16 protein-coding genes are annotated in these 17,623 nt (G+C 67.7%); 11 read left to right on the plus strand and 5 right to left on the minus strand.

The window, feature by feature from the left end; genetic code table 11:
* The first annotated feature begins 163 nt into the window (after nucleotides 1-163).
* The 8 genes from R2B70_RS17875 (at nucleotide 164) to R2B70_RS17910 (ending at nucleotide 11,258) form a co-directional block, all read left to right on the plus strand.
* Nucleotides 164-1,495, plus strand: a complete 1,332-nt coding sequence (locus tag R2B70_RS17875) for an isochorismate synthase (RefSeq protein ID WP_318162123.1) — start codon at nucleotides 164-166, stop codon at nucleotides 1,493-1,495.
* A 34-nt stretch (nucleotides 1,496-1,529) separates the two neighbouring features.
* A complete protein-coding gene (menD, locus tag R2B70_RS17880; protein ID WP_318162124.1) occupies nucleotides 1,530-3,263 on the plus strand; it encodes a 2-succinyl-5-enolpyruvyl-6-hydroxy-3-cyclohexene-1-carboxylic-acid synthase in 1,734 nt (577 codons plus the stop codon).
* Nucleotides 3,253-4,014, plus strand: coding sequence for a 2-succinyl-6-hydroxy-2,4-cyclohexadiene-1-carboxylate synthase (menH, locus tag R2B70_RS17885; protein WP_318162125.1), 762 nt, complete (start codon nucleotides 3,253-3,255; stop codon nucleotides 4,012-4,014). The genes menD and menH overlap by 11 nt, the downstream gene beginning before the upstream one ends.
* Nucleotides 4,007-4,867, plus strand: a complete 861-nt coding sequence (gene menB / locus R2B70_RS17890; RefSeq protein WP_209793719.1) for a 1,4-dihydroxy-2-naphthoyl-CoA synthase — start codon at nucleotides 4,007-4,009, stop codon at nucleotides 4,865-4,867. The genes menH and menB overlap by 8 nt, the downstream gene beginning before the upstream one ends.
* On the plus strand, nucleotides 4,867-5,796 hold the full coding sequence (gene menC, locus R2B70_RS17895) for an o-succinylbenzoate synthase (RefSeq protein WP_318162126.1): 930 nt from the start codon (nucleotides 4,867-4,869) through the stop codon (nucleotides 5,794-5,796). The genes menB and menC overlap by 1 nt, the downstream gene beginning before the upstream one ends.
* A complete protein-coding gene (gene menE, locus R2B70_RS17900; RefSeq protein WP_318162127.1) occupies nucleotides 5,789-7,207 on the plus strand; it encodes an o-succinylbenzoate--CoA ligase in 1,419 nt (472 codons plus the stop codon). Before menC ends, menE begins: the two co-directional genes overlap by 8 nt.
* Nucleotides 7,208-7,384: 177 nt before the next feature.
* Entirely contained in the window at nucleotides 7,385-10,129 is a 2,745-nt protein-coding gene (locus R2B70_RS17905) for a collagenase (RefSeq protein WP_318162128.1), read from the plus strand.
* A 166-nt stretch (nucleotides 10,130-10,295) separates the two neighbouring features.
* Nucleotides 10,296-11,258 (plus strand): vancomycin high temperature exclusion protein, encoded by a 963-nt coding sequence (locus R2B70_RS17910; RefSeq protein ID WP_318162129.1) that lies wholly within the window; start codon nucleotides 10,296-10,298, stop codon nucleotides 11,256-11,258.
* Between the two features lie 58 nt (nucleotides 11,259-11,316).
* On the opposite strand, the gene R2B70_RS17915 is transcribed toward R2B70_RS17910, so the two are convergent.
* Together R2B70_RS17915 and R2B70_RS17920 are read right to left on the minus strand one after the other, a co-directional pair.
* Complete coding sequence (locus R2B70_RS17915; protein ID WP_318162130.1) at nucleotides 11,317-11,931, minus strand: superoxide dismutase; 615 nt, start codon at nucleotides 11,929-11,931, stop codon at nucleotides 11,317-11,319.
* 21 nt (nucleotides 11,932-11,952) lie between these two features.
* Nucleotides 11,953-12,378 carry a hypothetical protein gene (locus R2B70_RS17920; protein WP_318163376.1) on the minus strand — a complete coding sequence of 142 codons (426 nt, stop codon included), beginning with the start codon at nucleotides 12,376-12,378 and terminating at the stop codon, nucleotides 11,953-11,955.
* A 280-nt stretch (nucleotides 12,379-12,658) separates the two neighbouring features.
* Here R2B70_RS17920 and R2B70_RS17925 point away from each other — a divergent pair, with 280 nt between their 5' ends.
* Nucleotides 12,659-13,570 carry a triacylglycerol lipase gene (locus R2B70_RS17925; RefSeq protein WP_318162131.1) on the plus strand — a complete coding sequence of 304 codons (912 nt, stop codon included), beginning with the start codon at nucleotides 12,659-12,661 and terminating at the stop codon, nucleotides 13,568-13,570.
* Entirely contained in the window at nucleotides 13,567-14,322 is a 756-nt protein-coding gene (locus R2B70_RS17930; protein ID WP_318162132.1) for a lipase secretion chaperone, read from the plus strand. The genes R2B70_RS17925 and R2B70_RS17930 overlap by 4 nt, the downstream gene beginning before the upstream one ends.
* A 51-nt stretch (nucleotides 14,323-14,373) precedes the next feature.
* On the opposite strand, the gene R2B70_RS17935 is transcribed toward R2B70_RS17930, so the two are convergent.
* From R2B70_RS17935 to sgrR, 3 genes are read right to left on the minus strand one after another with little or no spacing between them, the layout of a single operon-like run.
* The gene (locus R2B70_RS17935) at nucleotides 14,374-15,072 is read right to left on the minus strand and encodes a hypothetical protein (protein WP_209793725.1); all 699 of its coding nucleotides are present in this window, start codon (nucleotides 15,070-15,072) and stop codon (nucleotides 14,374-14,376) included.
* 30 nt (nucleotides 15,073-15,102) lie between these two features.
* Nucleotides 15,103-15,498 (minus strand): acyl-CoA thioesterase, encoded by a 396-nt coding sequence (locus R2B70_RS17940; RefSeq protein WP_042077546.1) that lies wholly within the window; start codon nucleotides 15,496-15,498, stop codon nucleotides 15,103-15,105.
* A gap of 50 nt (nucleotides 15,499-15,548) precedes the next feature.
* Nucleotides 15,549-17,288: an HTH-type transcriptional regulator SgrR gene (sgrR, locus tag R2B70_RS17945; protein ID WP_318162133.1), complete on the minus strand. Its 1,740-nt coding sequence runs from the start codon at nucleotides 17,286-17,288 to the stop codon at nucleotides 15,549-15,551.
* 100 nt (nucleotides 17,289-17,388) lie between these two features.
* Between sgrR and R2B70_RS17950 the strand changes: the two genes are divergently transcribed.
* On the plus strand, nucleotides 17,389-17,565 hold the full coding sequence (locus R2B70_RS17950; protein ID WP_084202829.1) for a hypothetical protein: 177 nt from the start codon (nucleotides 17,389-17,391) through the stop codon (nucleotides 17,563-17,565).
* The last annotated feature ends 58 nt before the right edge of the window (nucleotides 17,566-17,623 follow it).

Below are 17,623 nucleotides of genomic sequence, written 5' to 3' on the forward strand. Positions count from 1 at the left end.
GAACCGGATTTCGGTATACTTGGCTCCGCGGGGGCTGGACTCCCTCGGGCAATTTACATGGAAGAATGGGCAGATAATATATAGGAAATCGTCGCCCTTTGGCATCAACCTGCGCCATCCTCCCCCAGAGTGATTGCGACAATCCGGCTCAGACAAGACATCCATGTTGGCTCAGACCCATCTCAAGCAACAACTGGACGCCCTGCGTCACAGCACTGTCAGCGGTTTCGTGCGCTTGCGCGTGGCGGCCAGCGTCGAGGCGTTCCCGGGCTGGCTGGCGGCGCAGGCGATCTACCCCCGGATCTATTGGCGCGCCAGAGGGGCCAGCCGCCCCGAATACGTGGCGCTCGGCGCCATCCACGAGCTGACCCGGCCGGAGGATATCCAGCGGGTCTGCGCGCTCGCCGGGGCGGACAGTGAAGACAGCCCCCGCTACTACGGCGGCCTGGCGTTCGACCCCACCCAGCCAGGCTGGGACGGCTTCGGCCCCTGCCGCTTCGTGCTGCCGCGCATCGAGCTGGTGCGCCGGGGGGAGTGCACCAGCCTCTGCCTCAACCTCTGGCTGCCCGCCCGGGAGCAGGAGCGCGAATTCGAAGCCGAGCTGCAGGCCGCCGAGGCGGCGCTCGATGCCCTGCAACCCGAGGCGCCCCTGCCCGCGCTGACCAAACAGCCCTGGCAGCGCCGGGATCTGCCGGGCCCGGCCCAGTGGCAAACCCTGGTGGAGCAGGTGACGGCCCCCGACTTCCAGGCCCACACCCCCAAGGTGGTGCTGTCGCGGGAGAGCCTGCTCGCCGGCGAGGAGAGCGGCGCCCCCCTCTGTCCCTGGTCCCTGCTGACCCAGTGGGCCCGCCATGCCCAGGAGTGTTTCCACTTCGGCTTCCAGTTTTCCCCCGAGCAGAGCTTCATCGCCTGCTCCCCCGAGCGTCTCTATCGCCGGGAGCGGGGCCACCTCTTCACCGAGGCGCTGGCGGGCACCATACGCCGCTCCGGCGACGAGGCGACCGACGCGGCCCTGGCCGCCGAGTTGCTGGCCGACAGCAAGAACCGGCTGGAGAACCGGCTGGTCCACGCGGACATCCTGAGCCGCCTGGCCCCGCTCACCACCCGGACCAGCCTGACCGAGCCGCGCATCCTCAAACTGCGGCTGCTGCAGCACCTCAAGTGCGACATCGAGGCCGAACTCCAGCCCGGCGTGTGCGACTGGCAACTGCTGGCCGCCCTGCACCCCACCCCCGCCGTGGGCGGGGCCCCCCGCGAGGCGGCGCTCGCCTTTATCCGCGAATATGAACCTTACCAGCGCGGCTGGTATGCCGGCGCCTGCGGCATGCTGAGCCAGGAGACCTCGGAGTTCTCCGTCGCCATTCGCAGCGCCCGCATCACGGCCCGGGGCATCAGCCTGTTTGCCGGCGCCGGCATAGTGGCGGGGTCGCAGCCGGCCGCCGAGTGGGCCGAGCTCGACAACAAGATCGCCAACGTGCTCTCCCTGCTGGGATAGCGTTTCTTCATCGTTTCCTCACTGCGAGAGCCTTATGCCCGCCAGCCAATTGCCTGAGCACCGCGCGTTTGCCAGCCAGCATGCCACCTTCAACCACGTCTGGTCTTCCCTCCTGCTGGAGGAGCTCTATCGGCTCGGCGTGCGGGACATCGCCCTCGCCTCGGGTTCGCGCTCGGCACCGCTCACCATGGCCGCCGCCGCCCACCCGGGCTTTCACCGTCACCTGCACTTCGACGAGCGCGGCCTCGGCTTCATGGCGCTCGGGCTCGCCAAGGGCAGCGGCCGGCCGGTGGCGGTGATCATGACCTCGGGCACGGCGGTGGCGAACCTCTGGCCCGCGGTGGCCGAGGCCCAGCTCACCGGGGTGCCGCTCATCATCCTCTCCGCCGACCGCCCCCCCGAGCTCATCGACAACGGCGCCAACCAGGCCATCGACCAGCAGGGGATCTTCGGACGCTATCCCGTCCATCAGCAGAACCTGCCGAGCCCCACCCCCAGCATCCCGGCCGCCTTCGTGCTGAGCTCGGTGGATCAGGCCCTGGCCCGCCAGGCGCACACCCCTGGGCCGGTGCACTTCAACTGCATGTACCCCGAACCCCTCTATCCCGGCGAGGCGTACCTGGACTTTGCCGACTACCTGGCCCCCCTCGGCGACTGGCTCCACTCGGGCAAACCCTGGAGCCCCTGGCAGCTGGCCGAGGCCCCCAGCCCCCGCCAGCCGGACTGGGAGGAGCTCCAGGGCAAGCGCGGCGTCATCGTCGCGGGGCGCATCCAGGATCCCGCGCAAGGCAGGGCGGTGGCCGAGCTGGCCGAGCGGCTCGGCTGGCCGCTGCTGGCGGACCTGCAGAGCCAGATCCGCTTCGACGGCCGCAACCTGGTGCACGCGGATCTCGCCCTGCAAAACGGCGACTTCGTGGCCGAGCTGGCCCGCGCCGAGGTGCTGCTGCAATTCGGCGCCCGCCTCATCTCCAAACGCCTCGGCCAGTTCATCAAACAGCACCCCTGGCAGGATTACTGGCTGGTGGACCCGCAGCCGGCCCGGCTCGATCCCGACTATCGGCTGCGCCGCCGCCTGGTGTGCACGCCCTCGGCCTTTGCCGCCGCCCACCCTCTGGGCCGGGAGTCACATCCCTGGCACCAGCTGGGCGCGCACCAGCAGGGGATCAGCCAGCAGATCCGTGCCGCCTGCGATCGCTTCTCCGAGCTCGGGATCTGCCACCGTCTGAACCGGCTCATCCAGGGCCAGCTGTTCGTCGGCAACAGCATGCCGGCCCGGCTGATGGACATGCTGGGCGAGGCGGGCACGGGCCCCAACCGGGTGATGACCAACCGCGGCGCCTCCGGCATCGACGGCCTGATCGCCACGGCCTTCGGTTTCTCCCAGTGCAGCGACGAGCCCACCACCCTGCTGCTCGGGGATCTCAGCGCATTGCACGATCTCAACAGCCTGGCCCTGCTCGGCAAGGCGAGCCGCCCTCTGGTGGTGATCCTGCTCAACAACGACGGCGGCAGCATCTTCCGCATGCTGCCGGTGCCGACCCAGGACGCCCTGCTGGAGACTTACTACTGCCTGCCCCACGGCCTGCACTTCGAGCACGCCGCCGCCATGTTCGGCCTCGCCTACCGGGCGCCGACCACCCTGGACGAATTTGAACGAGACTACGCCGCGGCGCTGCAAAGCGGGACAACCCTGATTGAAATCAAGGTACCGAGCAGTGAAGTCGCCGAGGATCTCAAGGCGCTGGGAGCCGCCATCCGTGGTCTCTGATCCCGTACCTCTGGTGCTGCTGCACGGCCTGCTGGGGGACGCCGAGGACTGGCGGCCCGTCATCCAGGCCCTGGCCGGCATCGAGTGCCACGCCCTGGATCTGCCGGGCCACGGTCGCAACCAGGCTGTGCGGGTGAGTGGCTTCGACGAGGCCCATCGCTGGCTCTGCGACGAGCTGGCCACGCGGGATATCACCCACTACCGGCTGGTGGGTTATTCGCTGGGGGGGCGGCTCGCGCTTCATCACGCCAGCCTGTCACCGACGGGGCTGCAGGCCCTGCTGCTGGAGAACTGCCATCCGGGCCTGCCGGAAGCCGAGCGGGCGGCCCGCCTCGTGCACGACGAGCTGTGGGCCAGCCGTTTCGAGCACGAGCCCCTGCCCCGGGTGCTTGCCGACTGGTACCGCCAGGGCGTCTTCGCCGACCTGGACGAGGAGGCCCGCGCCCGCCAGGCCGCCCGCCGCCTTGGCAACGACGGGCAGGCCGTGGCCACCATGCTGCGGGCCACCTCCCTCGGCAGGCAGCCGGATCTCGCCCCCTGGCTCGGGGAGACCCGGCTGCCGGTGCACTGGGTCTCCGGCAACCGGGATCACAAATTCCATGCCCTCGCTTGCCAGTTGGTAAAGCAAGGCTGCAATATCAAACACTTGGCTCTGGATGGCGGGCACAACCTGCACGCCGGCCAGCCCGATACCTTTGCCCGGCTCCTGCGGGAGTGGGTCAACCAACCAGAAGAGAAGATCCATGATTGAAGCAATGACGGAAGCCGAGCTCTATGCCCCTGTCGAGTGGCGCGACTGCTCCGCCGGTTACGAAGACATCCTCTATCACAAGTCCCGGGATGGCATTGCCAAGATCACCATCAACCGCCCCCAGGTGCGCAACGCCTTCCGCCCCCGCACCGTGAAAGAGATGCTGCAGGCCCTGGCCGATGCCCGCTACGACGATCGGGTAGGCACCATCATCCTCACCGGCTTCGGCGAGCAGGCGTTCTGCGCCGGCGGCGACCAGAAGATCCGGGGCGACTACGGTGGATACCGCGATGACGAGGGCACCCACCACCTCAACGTGCTGGACTTCCAGCGCGACATCCGCACCTGCCCCAAGCCCGTGGTGGCCATGGTGGCCGGCTACGCGGTCGGTGGCGGCCACGTGCTGCACATGATGTGCGACCTGACCATTGCCGCCGACAACGCCCAGTTCGGCCAGACCGGCCCCAAGGTTGGCTCCTTCGATGGCGGCTGGGGTGCCTCCTACATGGCGCGCATCGTCGGCCAGAAGAAGGCCAGGGAGATCTGGTTCCTGTGCCGTCTGTACGACGCCAAGCAGGCGCTCGACATGGGGCTGGTCAACACCGTCGTGCCGCTGGCGGAGCTGGAGCGTGAAACCGTGCGCTGGTGCCGCGAGATGCTGCAGCACAGCCCCATGGCGCTGCGCTGCCTGAAGGCCGCCCTGAACGCCGACTGCGACGGCCAGGCCGGCTTGCAGGAGCTGGCGGGCAATGCCACCATGCTGTTCTACATGACCGAAGAGGGTCAGGAAGGGCGCAACGCGTTCAACGAGAAACGCCGTCCCGACTTCTCCAAATACAAGCGGAATCCCTGATGACACTCGCCCTCTACCGCTACCAACTGCCCTTTACCCAGCCCCTGACCTTTCACGGCCAGGTGCAGGTGGCGCGCGAGGGCCTGCTGGTGCGCATCCATGACGGCTGGGGGGAGATAGCCCCCCTGCCCGGCTTCTCCAGAGAGACCCTGGCCCAGGCCCAGACCGACGCCCTCGACTGCCTGGCGCAGCTGGCCAGGGGCCAGGCCATGACGCCCCGGCTGCCCTCGGTGCAGTTCGGGCTCGACTGTGCCCGCCGGGCCTGGCCGGCCCAGACTGCCCCCCTGCCCGAGCCCTATCCGCTCATCCAGGGCTCTCCCCAGGAGCTGCTCAAGAACTGGAAGCAGTGGCTGCACGAGACCCCGCCCAAGGCCAAGCTGAAGGTGGCCCGCTACCCCATGCGGGACGAGCTGGCGCTGATCCGGTTGCTGCTCGACCGGCGACCCAACCTCAAGCTGGTGCTGGATGCGAACCAGGGCTGGACCCGCGAGGAGGCCTGGGCCTTCTGCGGCCACCTGGATCCGAACCGCATCGAGTACCTTGAAGATCTGTGCGCCGACTTCGAGGACATCGCCTTCGTCGCCAGCCGCACCGGCATGCCGGTGGCGCTGGACGAGCTGCTGGCCCAGGGCAAGACCTGGGAGCCCATCCCCCAGCTGCGCGCCCTGGTGCTCAAGCCCACCCTGCTCGGGTCCCTGGCCCACTGCGAGGCCCTGGTGACACAGGCCCGGGAGCTGAGACTCAAGGTGATCGTCTCCTCCTGCTTCGAGTCCGGTGTCGGTCTCGGCCAGCTCGCCCGCCTCGCGGGGGAGTGGGCGCCGGATCAGGCCCCCGGCCTCGACACCCGCCGCTGGCTGGCCAGGGATCTGCTGGACAAGCAGGGCCAACCCGACCCCAGCCGGATGGAGCCCCTGTTCCACCGTGACTGACCGGAAGAGGCTGTCGCCTGAGCCTCACCCCGTCGAACCCTGCCCGGTACGCCACTGGGCCAGGGTGGCGCCCAGGCGGATCGCCATCCAGGGAGCCACCCCCCTCGACTATCAAGAGCTCGATCGACGGCTCAACGGCCTGAGCGAGCAGCTGGCCCGGGCCGGATTGCAGCCGGGCTATCGCCTCGCCGCCGTGGTGCGCGGCGCCCTGGAGGATGTGCTGCTGGCCTGGGCCTGCGTGCGCAGCGGCCTGGTCTTCTGCCCCCTCAACCCCGCCTTTCCTCTGGCGAAACAGGCCGGGCTGGCACGCCAGCTCCGGGTGCAGGCCTGCTGGTCGGCGGGAGAGATCCCGACGGGCGACTGGCAAGCGCTCAGCCTCGACTTCGCCCATGAGCCGGCGACGGACGAAGACGACTGCACGCTGGATCCTGCCCGACTCAGCAACATGATCCTCACCTCGGGCTCCAGCGGCACGCCCAAGGCGGTGGTACACCGGCTGGCGAACCATCTGGCTTCCGCCCGGGGCTCCGCCACCCTGATCCCCCTGGACGAGACCTGTGGCTGGCTGCTCTCCCTGCCGCTGTTTCACGTCGGCGGCTACGCCATCCTGTTCCGGGTCTTCCTGGCGGGGGCCACCCTGGTGCTGGACGAGCGCAGCCAGCCGCTCAAGGCGCGGCTGGAGCGCCAGCCCATCACCCACCTCTCCCTGGTGCCGACCCAGCTCTGGCGGCTGCTGGCGGCGGGGTTCGAGCCATCGCGCACCCGGGTGCGCGAACTGCTGCTCGGCGGCGCCGCCATCCCGGCCCCCCTGGTGAGCCGGCTGACCGCCATGGGGCTGGTGCCCAAGGTGAGCTATGGCCTCTCGGAGATGGGCAGCCAGGTCTGTACCGGCCAGCCCTGCGCCGCCGGCGTGGTGGGCCGTCCGCTGCCGGGGCGGGAGGTCTGCATCCGCCAGGGGGAGATCTGCGTGCGCGGCGACACCCTGTTTGCGGGCTATTTCCAGGAGGGCGAGCTGGTGCGACCGCTGGACGAGGCGGGCTGGTTCCACACCCGGGACAAGGGACGCCTCACCGCCGAGGGCGAGCTGGTGGTGGAGGGGCGGCTCGACAACCTCTTCATCTCGGGGGGCGAGAACATCCAGCCCGAGGCCATAGAGCAGCGGCTGGTGGACCACCCCGCCGTGGCCCAGGCCCTGGTGGTGCCGGTGCCGAGCGAGGAGTGGGGGCAGAGGCCCGCCGCCTTTATCGACTGGCTCGGGGCCCCCGTTTCTTATGCCGAACTGGCGAACTGGATCAGAGACACACTGCCCGGCTTTATGGTGCCGGACCAGTGGCTGCCCTGGCCGGATCTCGGCGGCAACCTCAAACCCTCCCGCACCCTGCTCGCCCGGCGCCTGCGGCAAGACGACTGACGCCGCCCCCCATATGGGGCTGAGCCCTTGCTATCAATACAGCCCCCTTTGGGGCTGTTTTTGTGCGATTTGCTCCCGAACGCAGGATTCTGCTTCGCCATCTGGCACATTGATATTCTTTTGGAGCCCAATACCCTGTCTGGTCCCCACGCCCATCCATCCACCAAAGGGATCACGATGAACCACCTCTCTACCCGGCTGCTGCTCCTGGCAGCCCCCTGCCTGCTCGCCACCTCGGCGCAGGCCAACTACTCCTCCGACTGGCAACAGTACCAACTCAAGGGGGAATCCAGCCGTCAGCTGGGGGATCGCCTCACCGAAGTGACCTACGAGCTGAGCGCCCGCAGCGGCGATGCCCCCTATCAGCAGCTGAGGGTGTATCGCCGCTTCGACTGGCGCGATGCCAACCTGGCCGTACTGGCAGAGCGGCAGTGCGGCGAGCCCCAGCTCAGGATCGAGCAGGGCTGGCAGATCCGCTACCTCAGCTGTGAGGAGGTGGTGCCGGCCCGCAAGGCCGTCCCGGCCAGCAGCTACGACTATGGCTACGGCATGAGGCAGGGCCGCTGGGAGCCGCTGGCAGGCACCCCGACCGCGCCGCGTCAGGATCGCCTGCCGCTGGCGGAGCGGGTCATCCTGGGTCATAGCGAGCAGGAGCTGGATCGCTGCGAGCTCAACGCCGAAGGGCGCTGCGCCGAGCAGGCATGGCAGTACCAGCCGCAAAACTGGCAGCAGTTGAAGGTGCTGGAAGAGACCCCCAATGAACGGGATGGCCGCCTCGAGCAGATCTTCTTCCGCCTGCAGCCCATCGCGGGCAGCCAGGCCGCCCGTCAGGTGAGCGAGCTGCACGTCTGGCGCCAGTACACCTGGTTGCTGGACGAGATCAAGACCCAGCAGGAGTGCGATGAACCCCAGACCCGTCAGGAAGGGGACAAGACCATCAGCTACCGGGTGTGCCGTCAGACCCTGCCCGCCGGCAGCGAAGTGCAGGTGGTCTTGAAGGACACCGGCTATCAATACCCGGTGGGGGGCAGCGAATGGCAGACCCTGCCGGAGACAACCGAGTGGCAGGAGAGCCGGGTGCTCAATCGCCCCATGGTGCTGGTCAGCAAGGAAGAGCAGCTCGACTGTCGCCGTGCCGACGGCCGCGCCTGCTCCGAGCCGGAGCTGCCGGGCACCGAGCTGCTGGACGCCGAAGCAGCCAGGATAGTGCAGGATGCCAGTGGCCAGCCCGCGCCGGTCTGGCAGGAGAACTATGGTCACGATGACACCAAGCTGCTGGCCGCGTCCCGCGGCATCCAGAGCCTGCTGGCGGCCAATCAGCCGGCCCATCCGGCCATGAAGCTGCTGCTGGAATACGTGCGTGCCCACAACTACCACAACTACGGCAAGCACAAGGAAGACGGCCCGGCCGCCGCCGAGGCGCTGGCCGAGGCATTGACGGCGCTCGGCGCCCATCCGCTGCTCTTCCCGGAGCAGGCCAGCGACGAGGTAGGTGCCGTCATGGGTGCCTGGAGCATCGCCCTGCACGGCCAGTTCAAGAGCCCGGCAGTGCAGAGCCGCTTTGGCACCCTGCTCGGCGAGTTCAACCAGATGTTGGCCTACAGCACCCGCCATGCCAGCGAGATCAACGGCCGGCACCCCTGGGCGACCGGCCTGTTCGATCTGCTCAACTTCCTCGACTTCGCCAGCGACCATAGCGATCCCTTTGCCAACGACTTCCGCCAGCAGGATGGCGAGCTGCGCAAGCAGCTGCACGCCCTCGGCATGAGCGAGCTCGCGCTGTGGCAAGGAAGGGATGGCAAGGATCTGTTCCTGCTCAACAACGTGCTGGATGCCTACACCCGCCTCTACCGGGTCGCCCGCTATACCCGCCCGGACGAGCTCGACGGCTACCGCAAACTGCTGGATGACTCCGTCATCGCACTGGTTCGCCACCACGACCTGATCCCCGGCGGTCAGCAGAGCCAGGATCTGCTGGAAGACATGTCGCTGACCCTCTCCACCTACTACCTGACCTACACGGACCGCACCGGCGAAGCCTGCATCAGCGGTGACTTTGCCGGCCTCTGCACCCCTGTCCGGGTGGAGGACGTGCTGCCGTTCGAGCACACCTGCTCGCCGACCCTGCGCCTGCGGGCCCAGGATCTGACCCTGGATCAGGCCGAGGGGATCTGCCGTGAACTGGGTGCCGAAGAGCAGCGGTTCCATCAACAGATGGAAACCGGCTGGCAGCCGGTGGCGGACGATCACAACGAGGCGCTGGAACTGGTGGTCTTCGACTCCTCCGCCGACTGGAAACGCTACGGCAGTGCCCTGTTCGGCGGCGTCTCCACCGACAACGGCGGCATCTACATCGAAGGGGATCCGGCTCGCCCCGGCAACCAGGCCCGCTTCTTCGCCTACGAGGCGGAGTGGAAGCGCCCCGCCTTCCAGGTGTGGAACCTGCGCCACGAGTACGTGCACTACCTGGACGGCCGCTTCAACCAGTACGGCAGCTTCGGCCACTACCCCCTCAACCGCACCACCTGGTGGTCGGAAGGGCTGGCAGAGTTCATCGCCCACGGCCAGTGCTTCGCCCGCGGTCTGGACAACGTCGCCGGCCGTCCTGCCAGCGATCGTCCGGCTCTGGCCGACATCCTGCACCTGGATTACGACAAGGGCAGCGAGATGGTCTACTCCTGGTCCTACACGGTGCACCGCTTCCTCAGCGAGACCGGTCGCGGCGCCAGCTGGCTGGCCATGGCCCGGGCCCTGCGAGGCCCGGATCAGCAGCAGGCGATGAGCGCCTTCGAAGCCGAGCTGGATGCGCTGATCGCAAGCGACAGCGAGGCCTACCAGCAGTGGCTCGGCCGCGAACTGCTGCCCTGGTGGGAGGCCAACAAGGACTCTGACGAGTGCAAGGCCAACGACTCTGCCCACTGAGGGCGAGACGGGGATGACAAGGGGCGGCCATGACCGCCCCTTCTTATGAATGATGTTAATCGGCTCAGGATCAAGCAGTTAGCCGACCTCTCCCTGCGACAACCTCTGCCCGTGTGACACCCTGGGCTGTCATCAAGCCTGACGCGCGGCGGCAACTTGTAATAGAATGACCCCCTGTCTTCTCTTACTTCAGACCCGAACCGCACCGCGCATGAAGAAGTTTGCCAAGATCCTGCTCGCCTGCCTCTGCCTGTTGCTGGCCTCCGCCGCCGCCCTGCTTGGCTACAGCGAGTGGACCGTCTCGGACGCCCGTCACTACACCTATGACGACGTCAACGCGGTGCCCTACAACCGGGTCGCCCTGGTGCTCGGCACCTCCAAATACCTGATCGGGGGCAGCCCGAACCACTACTTCAAATACCGGATCAAGGCCGCCGCCGAGCTCTACAACAACGGCAAGGTGGACTACATCCTGGTCTCAGGCGACAACGCCACCGTGCAGTACAACGAGCCGCGCCAGATGCGGCGGGCGCTGATCCAGGCCGGCATCCCGGCCAGCGCCATCTACAGCGACTACGCCGGTTTTCGCACCCTGGACTCCATCGTGCGGGCCAAGGAGGTGTTCGGCCAGGCCCGCTTCACCGTGGTCTCCCAGGCCTTTCACAACGAGCGCGCCATCTTCATCGCCCGCCACTTCGGCATAGAGGCCATCGGCTTCAACGCCCTGGATCCCAGCGCCTATCAGGGCATCCGTACCCGGGTGCGCGAGGTGTTCGCCCGCCTGATGGGGCTGCTCGACCTCTACGTGCTGGACAAGGGGCCCAAGTTCCTCGGCGAGCCCATCGTCATCGGCGCCCCCGCCCCCTGCCAGGTCTTGAGCACCATAGGAACGGGCCAGCCCTGCCTGCCCATTGTCGCCCCCAAGACGCCGGCCCAGCCGCCGACAGCCGGCACCGCACCAACGGCCAGCGCGGCAACCTCGACCGTCAGCGGGGCGGCAGCAACCAGCAGTGCCTTGGCCACCAGCGCAGCCTTGCCGAGCGAGACCACGCCCGTGGACACCCCGGCCGTCACCAGTGCGGCGACGCCAACCAGCAACGCCCCGGCCACCCGGGCGCAAGCACACTGACCCTCAATAGCAGAGACCCGCCAACTGGCGGGTCTCTTTCATCTGGCAATCGGGCTGGTCATGCCAACGCGTCCTGGTAGCGGCGCGCCACCTCGGGCCAGTCGATCACGTTGTAAAACGCGGCTATGTAGTCGGGACGCTTGTTCTGGTACTTGAGGTAGTAGGCGTGCTCCCACACATCCAGCCCCAGGATGGGCACCAGCCCCTCCATCAGCGGACTGTCCTGGTTCGCGCTGCTCACCACCCGCAGCTTGCCGCGCCCATCGACCACCAGCCACGCCCAGCCGCTGCCGAAACGGCTCAGGGCCGCCTGGGTAAAGGCCTGCCTGAAGGCATCCAGCCCCCCTAGATCCCGATCGATCGCCGCGGCCAGCTCCCCGCCCGGCTCGCCACCGCCCCGGGGGCTCATCACCTGCCAGAACAGGCTGTGGTTCGCATGGCCACCGCCGTGATTGCGCACCGCTCCCTGCACCCAGGCCGGCAGGCTGTCGAAACGGGTGAGCAGCTCCTCCACCGGCAGGGTCGCCAGCTCGGGGAGATCGGCCAGAGCCGCATTGAGGTTGGTGACATAGGTCTGGTGGTGACGGCCGTGATGGATCTCCATGGTCAGCGTATCGATGTGGGGTTCCAGTGCGTCGTAGGCATAGGCAAGGGCGGGCAGGGTATGGCTCATGGTCACCTCTGTTTATCGTGATTAATGCAGTTGCGGGGCTCTCTCGGCCTGGCACAGGCACTGACCGAGACAGCGCAGGATGCCGTCGTGGTGGCCGTGCCTGCGCACGAAGGCGAGCAGCTCGGTCCGGGTGCTGCGGGCGTGGCAAAGAGCCGCCTCCCGCAGGGCAGCGGAACTGGTGGGGGACTGGCTGGTGGCGAGCAGGCAATCGTGCACGTGGCACAGCAGGTCGGCCGCCCTGTCCGGCAGGGTCATGGCCACCAGCAGATCCGCCAGATTGTGATGGGCCACCACCAGGGCCGCTACCGCTTCGTCGGCATCGTGCCAGTCGGCAAACTGCTGGCGAGCCAGCCACAGGGCCTGCTGGTAACAGTCGAGCGCCCTGGCATATTCGCCGGCATCGAAGTGGCGGTTGCCACTCAGGGTCTGCGCCTTCCAGTGCGCCATGCTGCTGTCCGCTCCGGTGGTACCGACCCACCCCTTCACCCAGGTTCCCGTCATGACTCGACCATTCAAATGATAATAATTATTATTTAACTTATTTGATGGGCGGACACAAGGAATAGTTGGCGCGGCCTTTTTTGCCCATATGGGTAGGGTTTTTCTGCAATCCCCGGTTTAGTGATCCCATCCACAGATGCATTTGAGTTCGACCACCATGCTAATGTCACCGGCATGAGGCCGGTCGCTGCCGGATGGGCAGCCGACGTTCACAAGGATGGTGAAGATGAAGAGATGGTTGTTGGTGCTCTTGTGCGCCCTGCCCATGCTGGGCCAGAGCGCGGGTTATACCCAGACTCGCTACCCCATAGTGCTGGTGCACGGGCTGTTCGGCTTCGACAAGCTGCTCGGGGTCGATTACTTCTACGGCATCCCCCAGGCCCTGACCCGGGATGGCGCCAGGGTCTACGTGGCCCAGGTCTCGGCGACCCAGAGCTCGGAGCTGCGCGGCGAGCAGCTGCTCAGGCAGGTGCAGCAGGTGATCGCCATCACGGGGGCGGAGAAGGTGAACCTCATCGGCCACTCCCACGGCGCCCCCACCATTCGCTACGTGGCCTCGGTCGCCCCCGAGCTGGTCGCCTCCGCCACCAGCGTGGGCGGGGTCAACCAGGGCTCTGAGATCGCCGACCTGGTGCGCGCCAAGGTGGCGCCGGGCTCGGCGGCAGAAACGCTGGCGGTGGCCGCCGCCTCGGCGCTCTCCGGGGTCATCTCCCTGCTCTCCGGAGGCGCCGACCTCCCCCAGGATCCCCTCGCCTCCCTCGATGCCCTCACCAGCGCCGGCGCCCAGCGCTTCAACCAGCGCTATCCGGAGGGGCTCCCCAGTCAACATTGTGGCGAAGGGCCCATGCTGGCCGCCAACGGTGTCTACTACTTCTCCTGGAGCGGGCGCGGCAACATGACCAATATCCTGGATCCGGTGGATCCGGCGCTGGCGCTGACCGGTACCTTCTTCGGCGAACCCAATGACGGCCTGGTCGGGGTCTGCAGCAGTCACCTCGGCAAGGTGATCGGCACCGACTACCGGATGAACCATCTGGACGAGGTGAACCAGTCGTTCGGCATCCACCACCTGTTCGACACCGACCCTGTGACCCTGTATCGCCAGCACGCCAACCGCCTGCAGAGGCTGGGGCTATGAGAGGCCTGCTGCCGGGCACCCTGGTGCTGGGCGCCATCCTGCTGGGGGTCGTCCTGTTCCGGCCGGCGCCCACCCCCAACCCGACGGCGGCCCCCGAGCAGGGGAGCCTGCGCCACCAGTTGACCCAGCGTCTGGCGCAGGGGGAGACGGGGGACGCAGACCCCATGCTCGCCCGCTACCGGCAGTTTCTGCGGGCGGAGGGCGGGCTGACGGTGCCGACGGATCCTGGCCTTGCCAGCCTGCAGCAGCTGTTCGACGAGCGCGAGCGACTGCGCCGACAGCACTTCTCCCCGGCCGAGCAGGAGCCGCTGTTTGCCGAAGACAGGCTGATGGAGCAGTGGACCCTGAGGCGCAAGGCGCTGGCGGAGGCTGGCGATGCCGACAAGCCGCTGCTGGCCAGCGAACTAGAGCTCTGGCTGGCGGAGCAGCCCCAATGGTTTCGGGAGGCGGAGGCCAACGGCCGCCTGCTCGGGGATCTGCAGCGCCTGGAGCAGGTCGCGCCGGCCGAGCGCGACGCCGTGCTGCGGGAGCGGCTGGGGCCGGAGGCGGCGGATCGGCTGCACCAGCTGGCGCAGAGCCAGCAGGGGTTCGAGCGGCAGCTGGCCGGCTATCTGGCCGAACTCAAGCCCCTGCCCGCCGAGCGACGGGCCGAACAGCAGCCGGAGATACTGGCGCGCTGGTTCGAGCCAGCGCAGTGGCGGCGGGCGGAAGCCCTCGCCCGGCTCAAGCTGGGCGAATCGTCACCGCAATAAATAAAAAGGGGGCCCAGATCTGGGCCCCCTTGCTTCATGCTGCAACCGTGCTTACAGCGGCTTGTTCGCGCCCGGCAGCGGCTGCCAGGTGAGGCGGGTCACCCGGGCGCCCTGCACCTCGCAGGTGAGGCAGAGATCCTGCCACCCCTTCTCCCGGCGCAGGGAGACCTCCCCCTCGATACCCTCGGCACTCGTCTTGAGCCTGGTCTGCTCGAAGGTCACCTTGTCTCCCGCGGCGAGCGCCATCAGCTTGCCGTTGCAGAGCCAGTGGGCGAGCTCGGCCCCCTTCAGCTTGACGCCCTTGGCGGCCTGCTCCTCGGCAGGGCTAGGCGCAAACAGCCTGCCCAGCTCGGCCGCCCGCCTGGTAAGCCAGGCCTCCCGCTGCTGCATGCTCATCTTGCTGACGAACTCCGCCGGCTGGCCCTTGTCGTCGAGCCACTGGGTCAGGGTGCCCTTGTCATCGAAGGCGAACTGGGCGGCGGGCTCCTTGACCCCGAACAGCTTGCCCCCCTTGAAGTAGTAGCGGCTCTCCCCCTCCTGCTTGCCCTGCTCGTTCAGAATGGGCACGGCGATGATGACGGGCTTGCCGTCGACCCAGGCCTTGATGTCGACGCCGTCGTGGCTGAACAGCCGGGTGTCGAGGGCGCCCTCGGCCCCCTTCTCCATCAGGGTGAACTGTTCGGCCAGGGTGGCGGCCAGGGAAGGCAGGGAGCAGAGTCCCAGCGTCAGAGCGATCAGGGTGTTGCGCATAGTTGTCCTGTGATGGGCCAGAAGGCCGGATTAACTCTCTACCAACCAGGCCCGCAGCCCCTCCCGGTGAGCCTCGCTCAGGGGGATGGACTGGCGGGTCCGGTAGTCAAAATGGATCAGGGTCGTCTCGGCGGTCACCGCCAGCTCGCCGCCCTGCCAGGCCTCCTGCCAGAGTGTGAAGGAGCTGGTGCCGATGCGGCGTACCCCGGTTTTGATCGACACCTGCTGGCCATAGAACAGCTCCCGTTTGAACTGCACCGTATAGCCCGCGATGATCAGATGCCAGTCGTGCACGTCCAGCTCGGGGGAGAAGAGGCGAAACAGCGGGTCGCGGGCCGATTCAAACCAGACCGCCGGCACCGTGTTGTTGATGTGGCCGAGGGCGTCCGTCTCTTGAAAACGGGGTTGGATCTGCATTTCCAGCATGGATGTCGACTCCTTGTCGTGGGACCGCGCACAGGCTAGCGCGCCCATCCTCAGGACTCAAGCATCCCGCGCTTTGGCTGAGAGCCCTCTCCGGTTTCCGGCGCCGCCATTCCCTGCTCGGGCCTTAGCCAGGCGCTGCGAAAATCGAACCAACCCAGGGCCGTCATCCGCACGCCGTGCACGCCGACCCGGCTCTCCAGCTCCAGCCAGTGGTGGAACAGGGGCACGAACCAGCCCTGGCGTTGCACCTCGGCCAGCAGGGCGCGCGGGCCGGGCTCGACGCCGCTGGCACGCCACTGCGTCAATCCCTGCCACAGGGCCTGTCGCCCCCCCCATACCCGACGCAGCAAGGGGGTGCCCTGGAGCCAGGCGTAGGGGGCGAAGGCGTGCTCGTGCTCCAGGTTGAGGGTGCCGAGCCAGAGATCCACGTCCTCGTCCGCCCCGCTCACCCAGCGGCCGTAATCCAGGGTGCGCACCTCGAGCGCGATGCCCTGTTCTGCCAGCAGGCCGGCCATGGCGCCGGCGCACTCCTCAAACTCCAGGTGCTGGTTGAAGCAGGCCAGCACCAGCCGCTCCGGCAAACGGGTCGGCGTGGGCTCGGGGGCGGGCTGGGTCTCGCGCCAGTGGGGCAGCAGGCCCAGCGCGCTGGTCCAGCCCCGCTGCAGCTCGGGGGCGACCCGCGCCATCAGGGCGATGGGGTTGAGCAGCCGGCTCAGCCACTGGCGCAGGGCAGGATCCTGCAGCAGGGGGGATCTGTCGTCCTGAAGCAGGAAGTAGCAACCCGATTCGAGCTCGGACTCGCCGCGCATGGTGCCAAGCTCGGGGCTGTCGCTCCCGAGCCGCAGGTGGCTCTCCAGCCGATCCGCCAGCTCCGGCAGCATCCAGATGTCGATCTCGTCGAGCAGGGCCCGCAGGCCGAAGTAGTCGTCGAATGCCTCTAGGCACAGGTGCAGGGGATCGTTGGTGGTCACCCGATAGGGGCCTGTCCCCACCGGCTGCAGGGCAAAGCCCGGCTCCCCCTTGAGCTCGCGGGGCAGGATGGCGGCCACCGGCTCTGCCAGCAGGTGCGGCAGCAGGGGATCCGGGCTGTCGAGGTGCAGATCCAGGGTGCGCGGCCAGGGGCTCTCCAGCCGGGCGAGATGGGCAAACAAGGGGCGATCCCGCAAGGCCAGCAGGCTCTCCATCACATCCTCCACCGCCAGCACGCGTCCGTGGTGGAAGCGCACCGCCGGCCTCAGGTAGAAGCGCCAGTGGCAGGGGCCCAGGCACTCCCAGTGGTGGGCGAGATCCCCCTCGATTTCCCCATTTTCCTCATTTCGCCGGGTCAGGCCGTTGAAGATCTGGCGGCTCAGATGCACCTCGGAGCGGCGCAGGGGGTCGGTGGGCAGCAGGCGCGGCAGCGGCCGGTAGTAAGGCACCCGCAGGATCTGGCGCCCCTCCCGGGTGGCCTGACCGAGCTGCTCGATGAGCAGCGGGGTGAGCAGATCCAGCCTATCCTCCGCCAGCCGCACCGCCTGGGCGAGCTGGCCCTGGCTCAGCAGTTCCCGCAGCCGCCGGCGGGTCAGGCTCTCCTGGTTGTCCAGCAGGGTGAGGCGGGAGCGCCGCCCCCGTCCTGCCTCGGCCGACCAGTCGAGCCAGCCCTGCTCCTGCATGCGGCGCAGCAGCAGACGGGCGTTGCGCGGGGTGCAGCAGAGCAGCTCCGCCACCTCGGCAAGGCTTGTCTCCCGTTCGTCGCCGCCAAGCTGCTGGGCGAGCCGTTGAAACTGCTGATAGAGGCGGCTGCTGGGCATAAAAGAGGAAATCCTTGTGAGAAAAGTCATCAGTTTTTACTTCCTCATTTTAGCTCAATACTGCTGGCAAACGTGAACACCACAGCACAGGAGCACCATCATGAGCCAAGCCGCCACCCCCAAGCCGAACCGGATCCAGCAGACCCTGCGCCGCTACTTCCTGCGGATCCTGCCCCGTCCCCTGACCCTGATCGAGGATCCCATGAGCCAGCTCAACCGCCTGATGCAGTGGGACATGCACCAGATAGACGACAGGGAGTATCGCCGCCGCCTCTGACCCCGCCCCGGACAGGCCCCATGGCCACCGCAGCGTGCCGGCATTGCTTTACCGGATT

The sequence above is a fragment of the Aeromonas sp. XH genome (genome assembly GCF_033348475.1).
GTDB lineage: Bacteria > Pseudomonadota > Gammaproteobacteria > Enterobacterales > Aeromonadaceae > Aeromonas > Aeromonas sanarellii.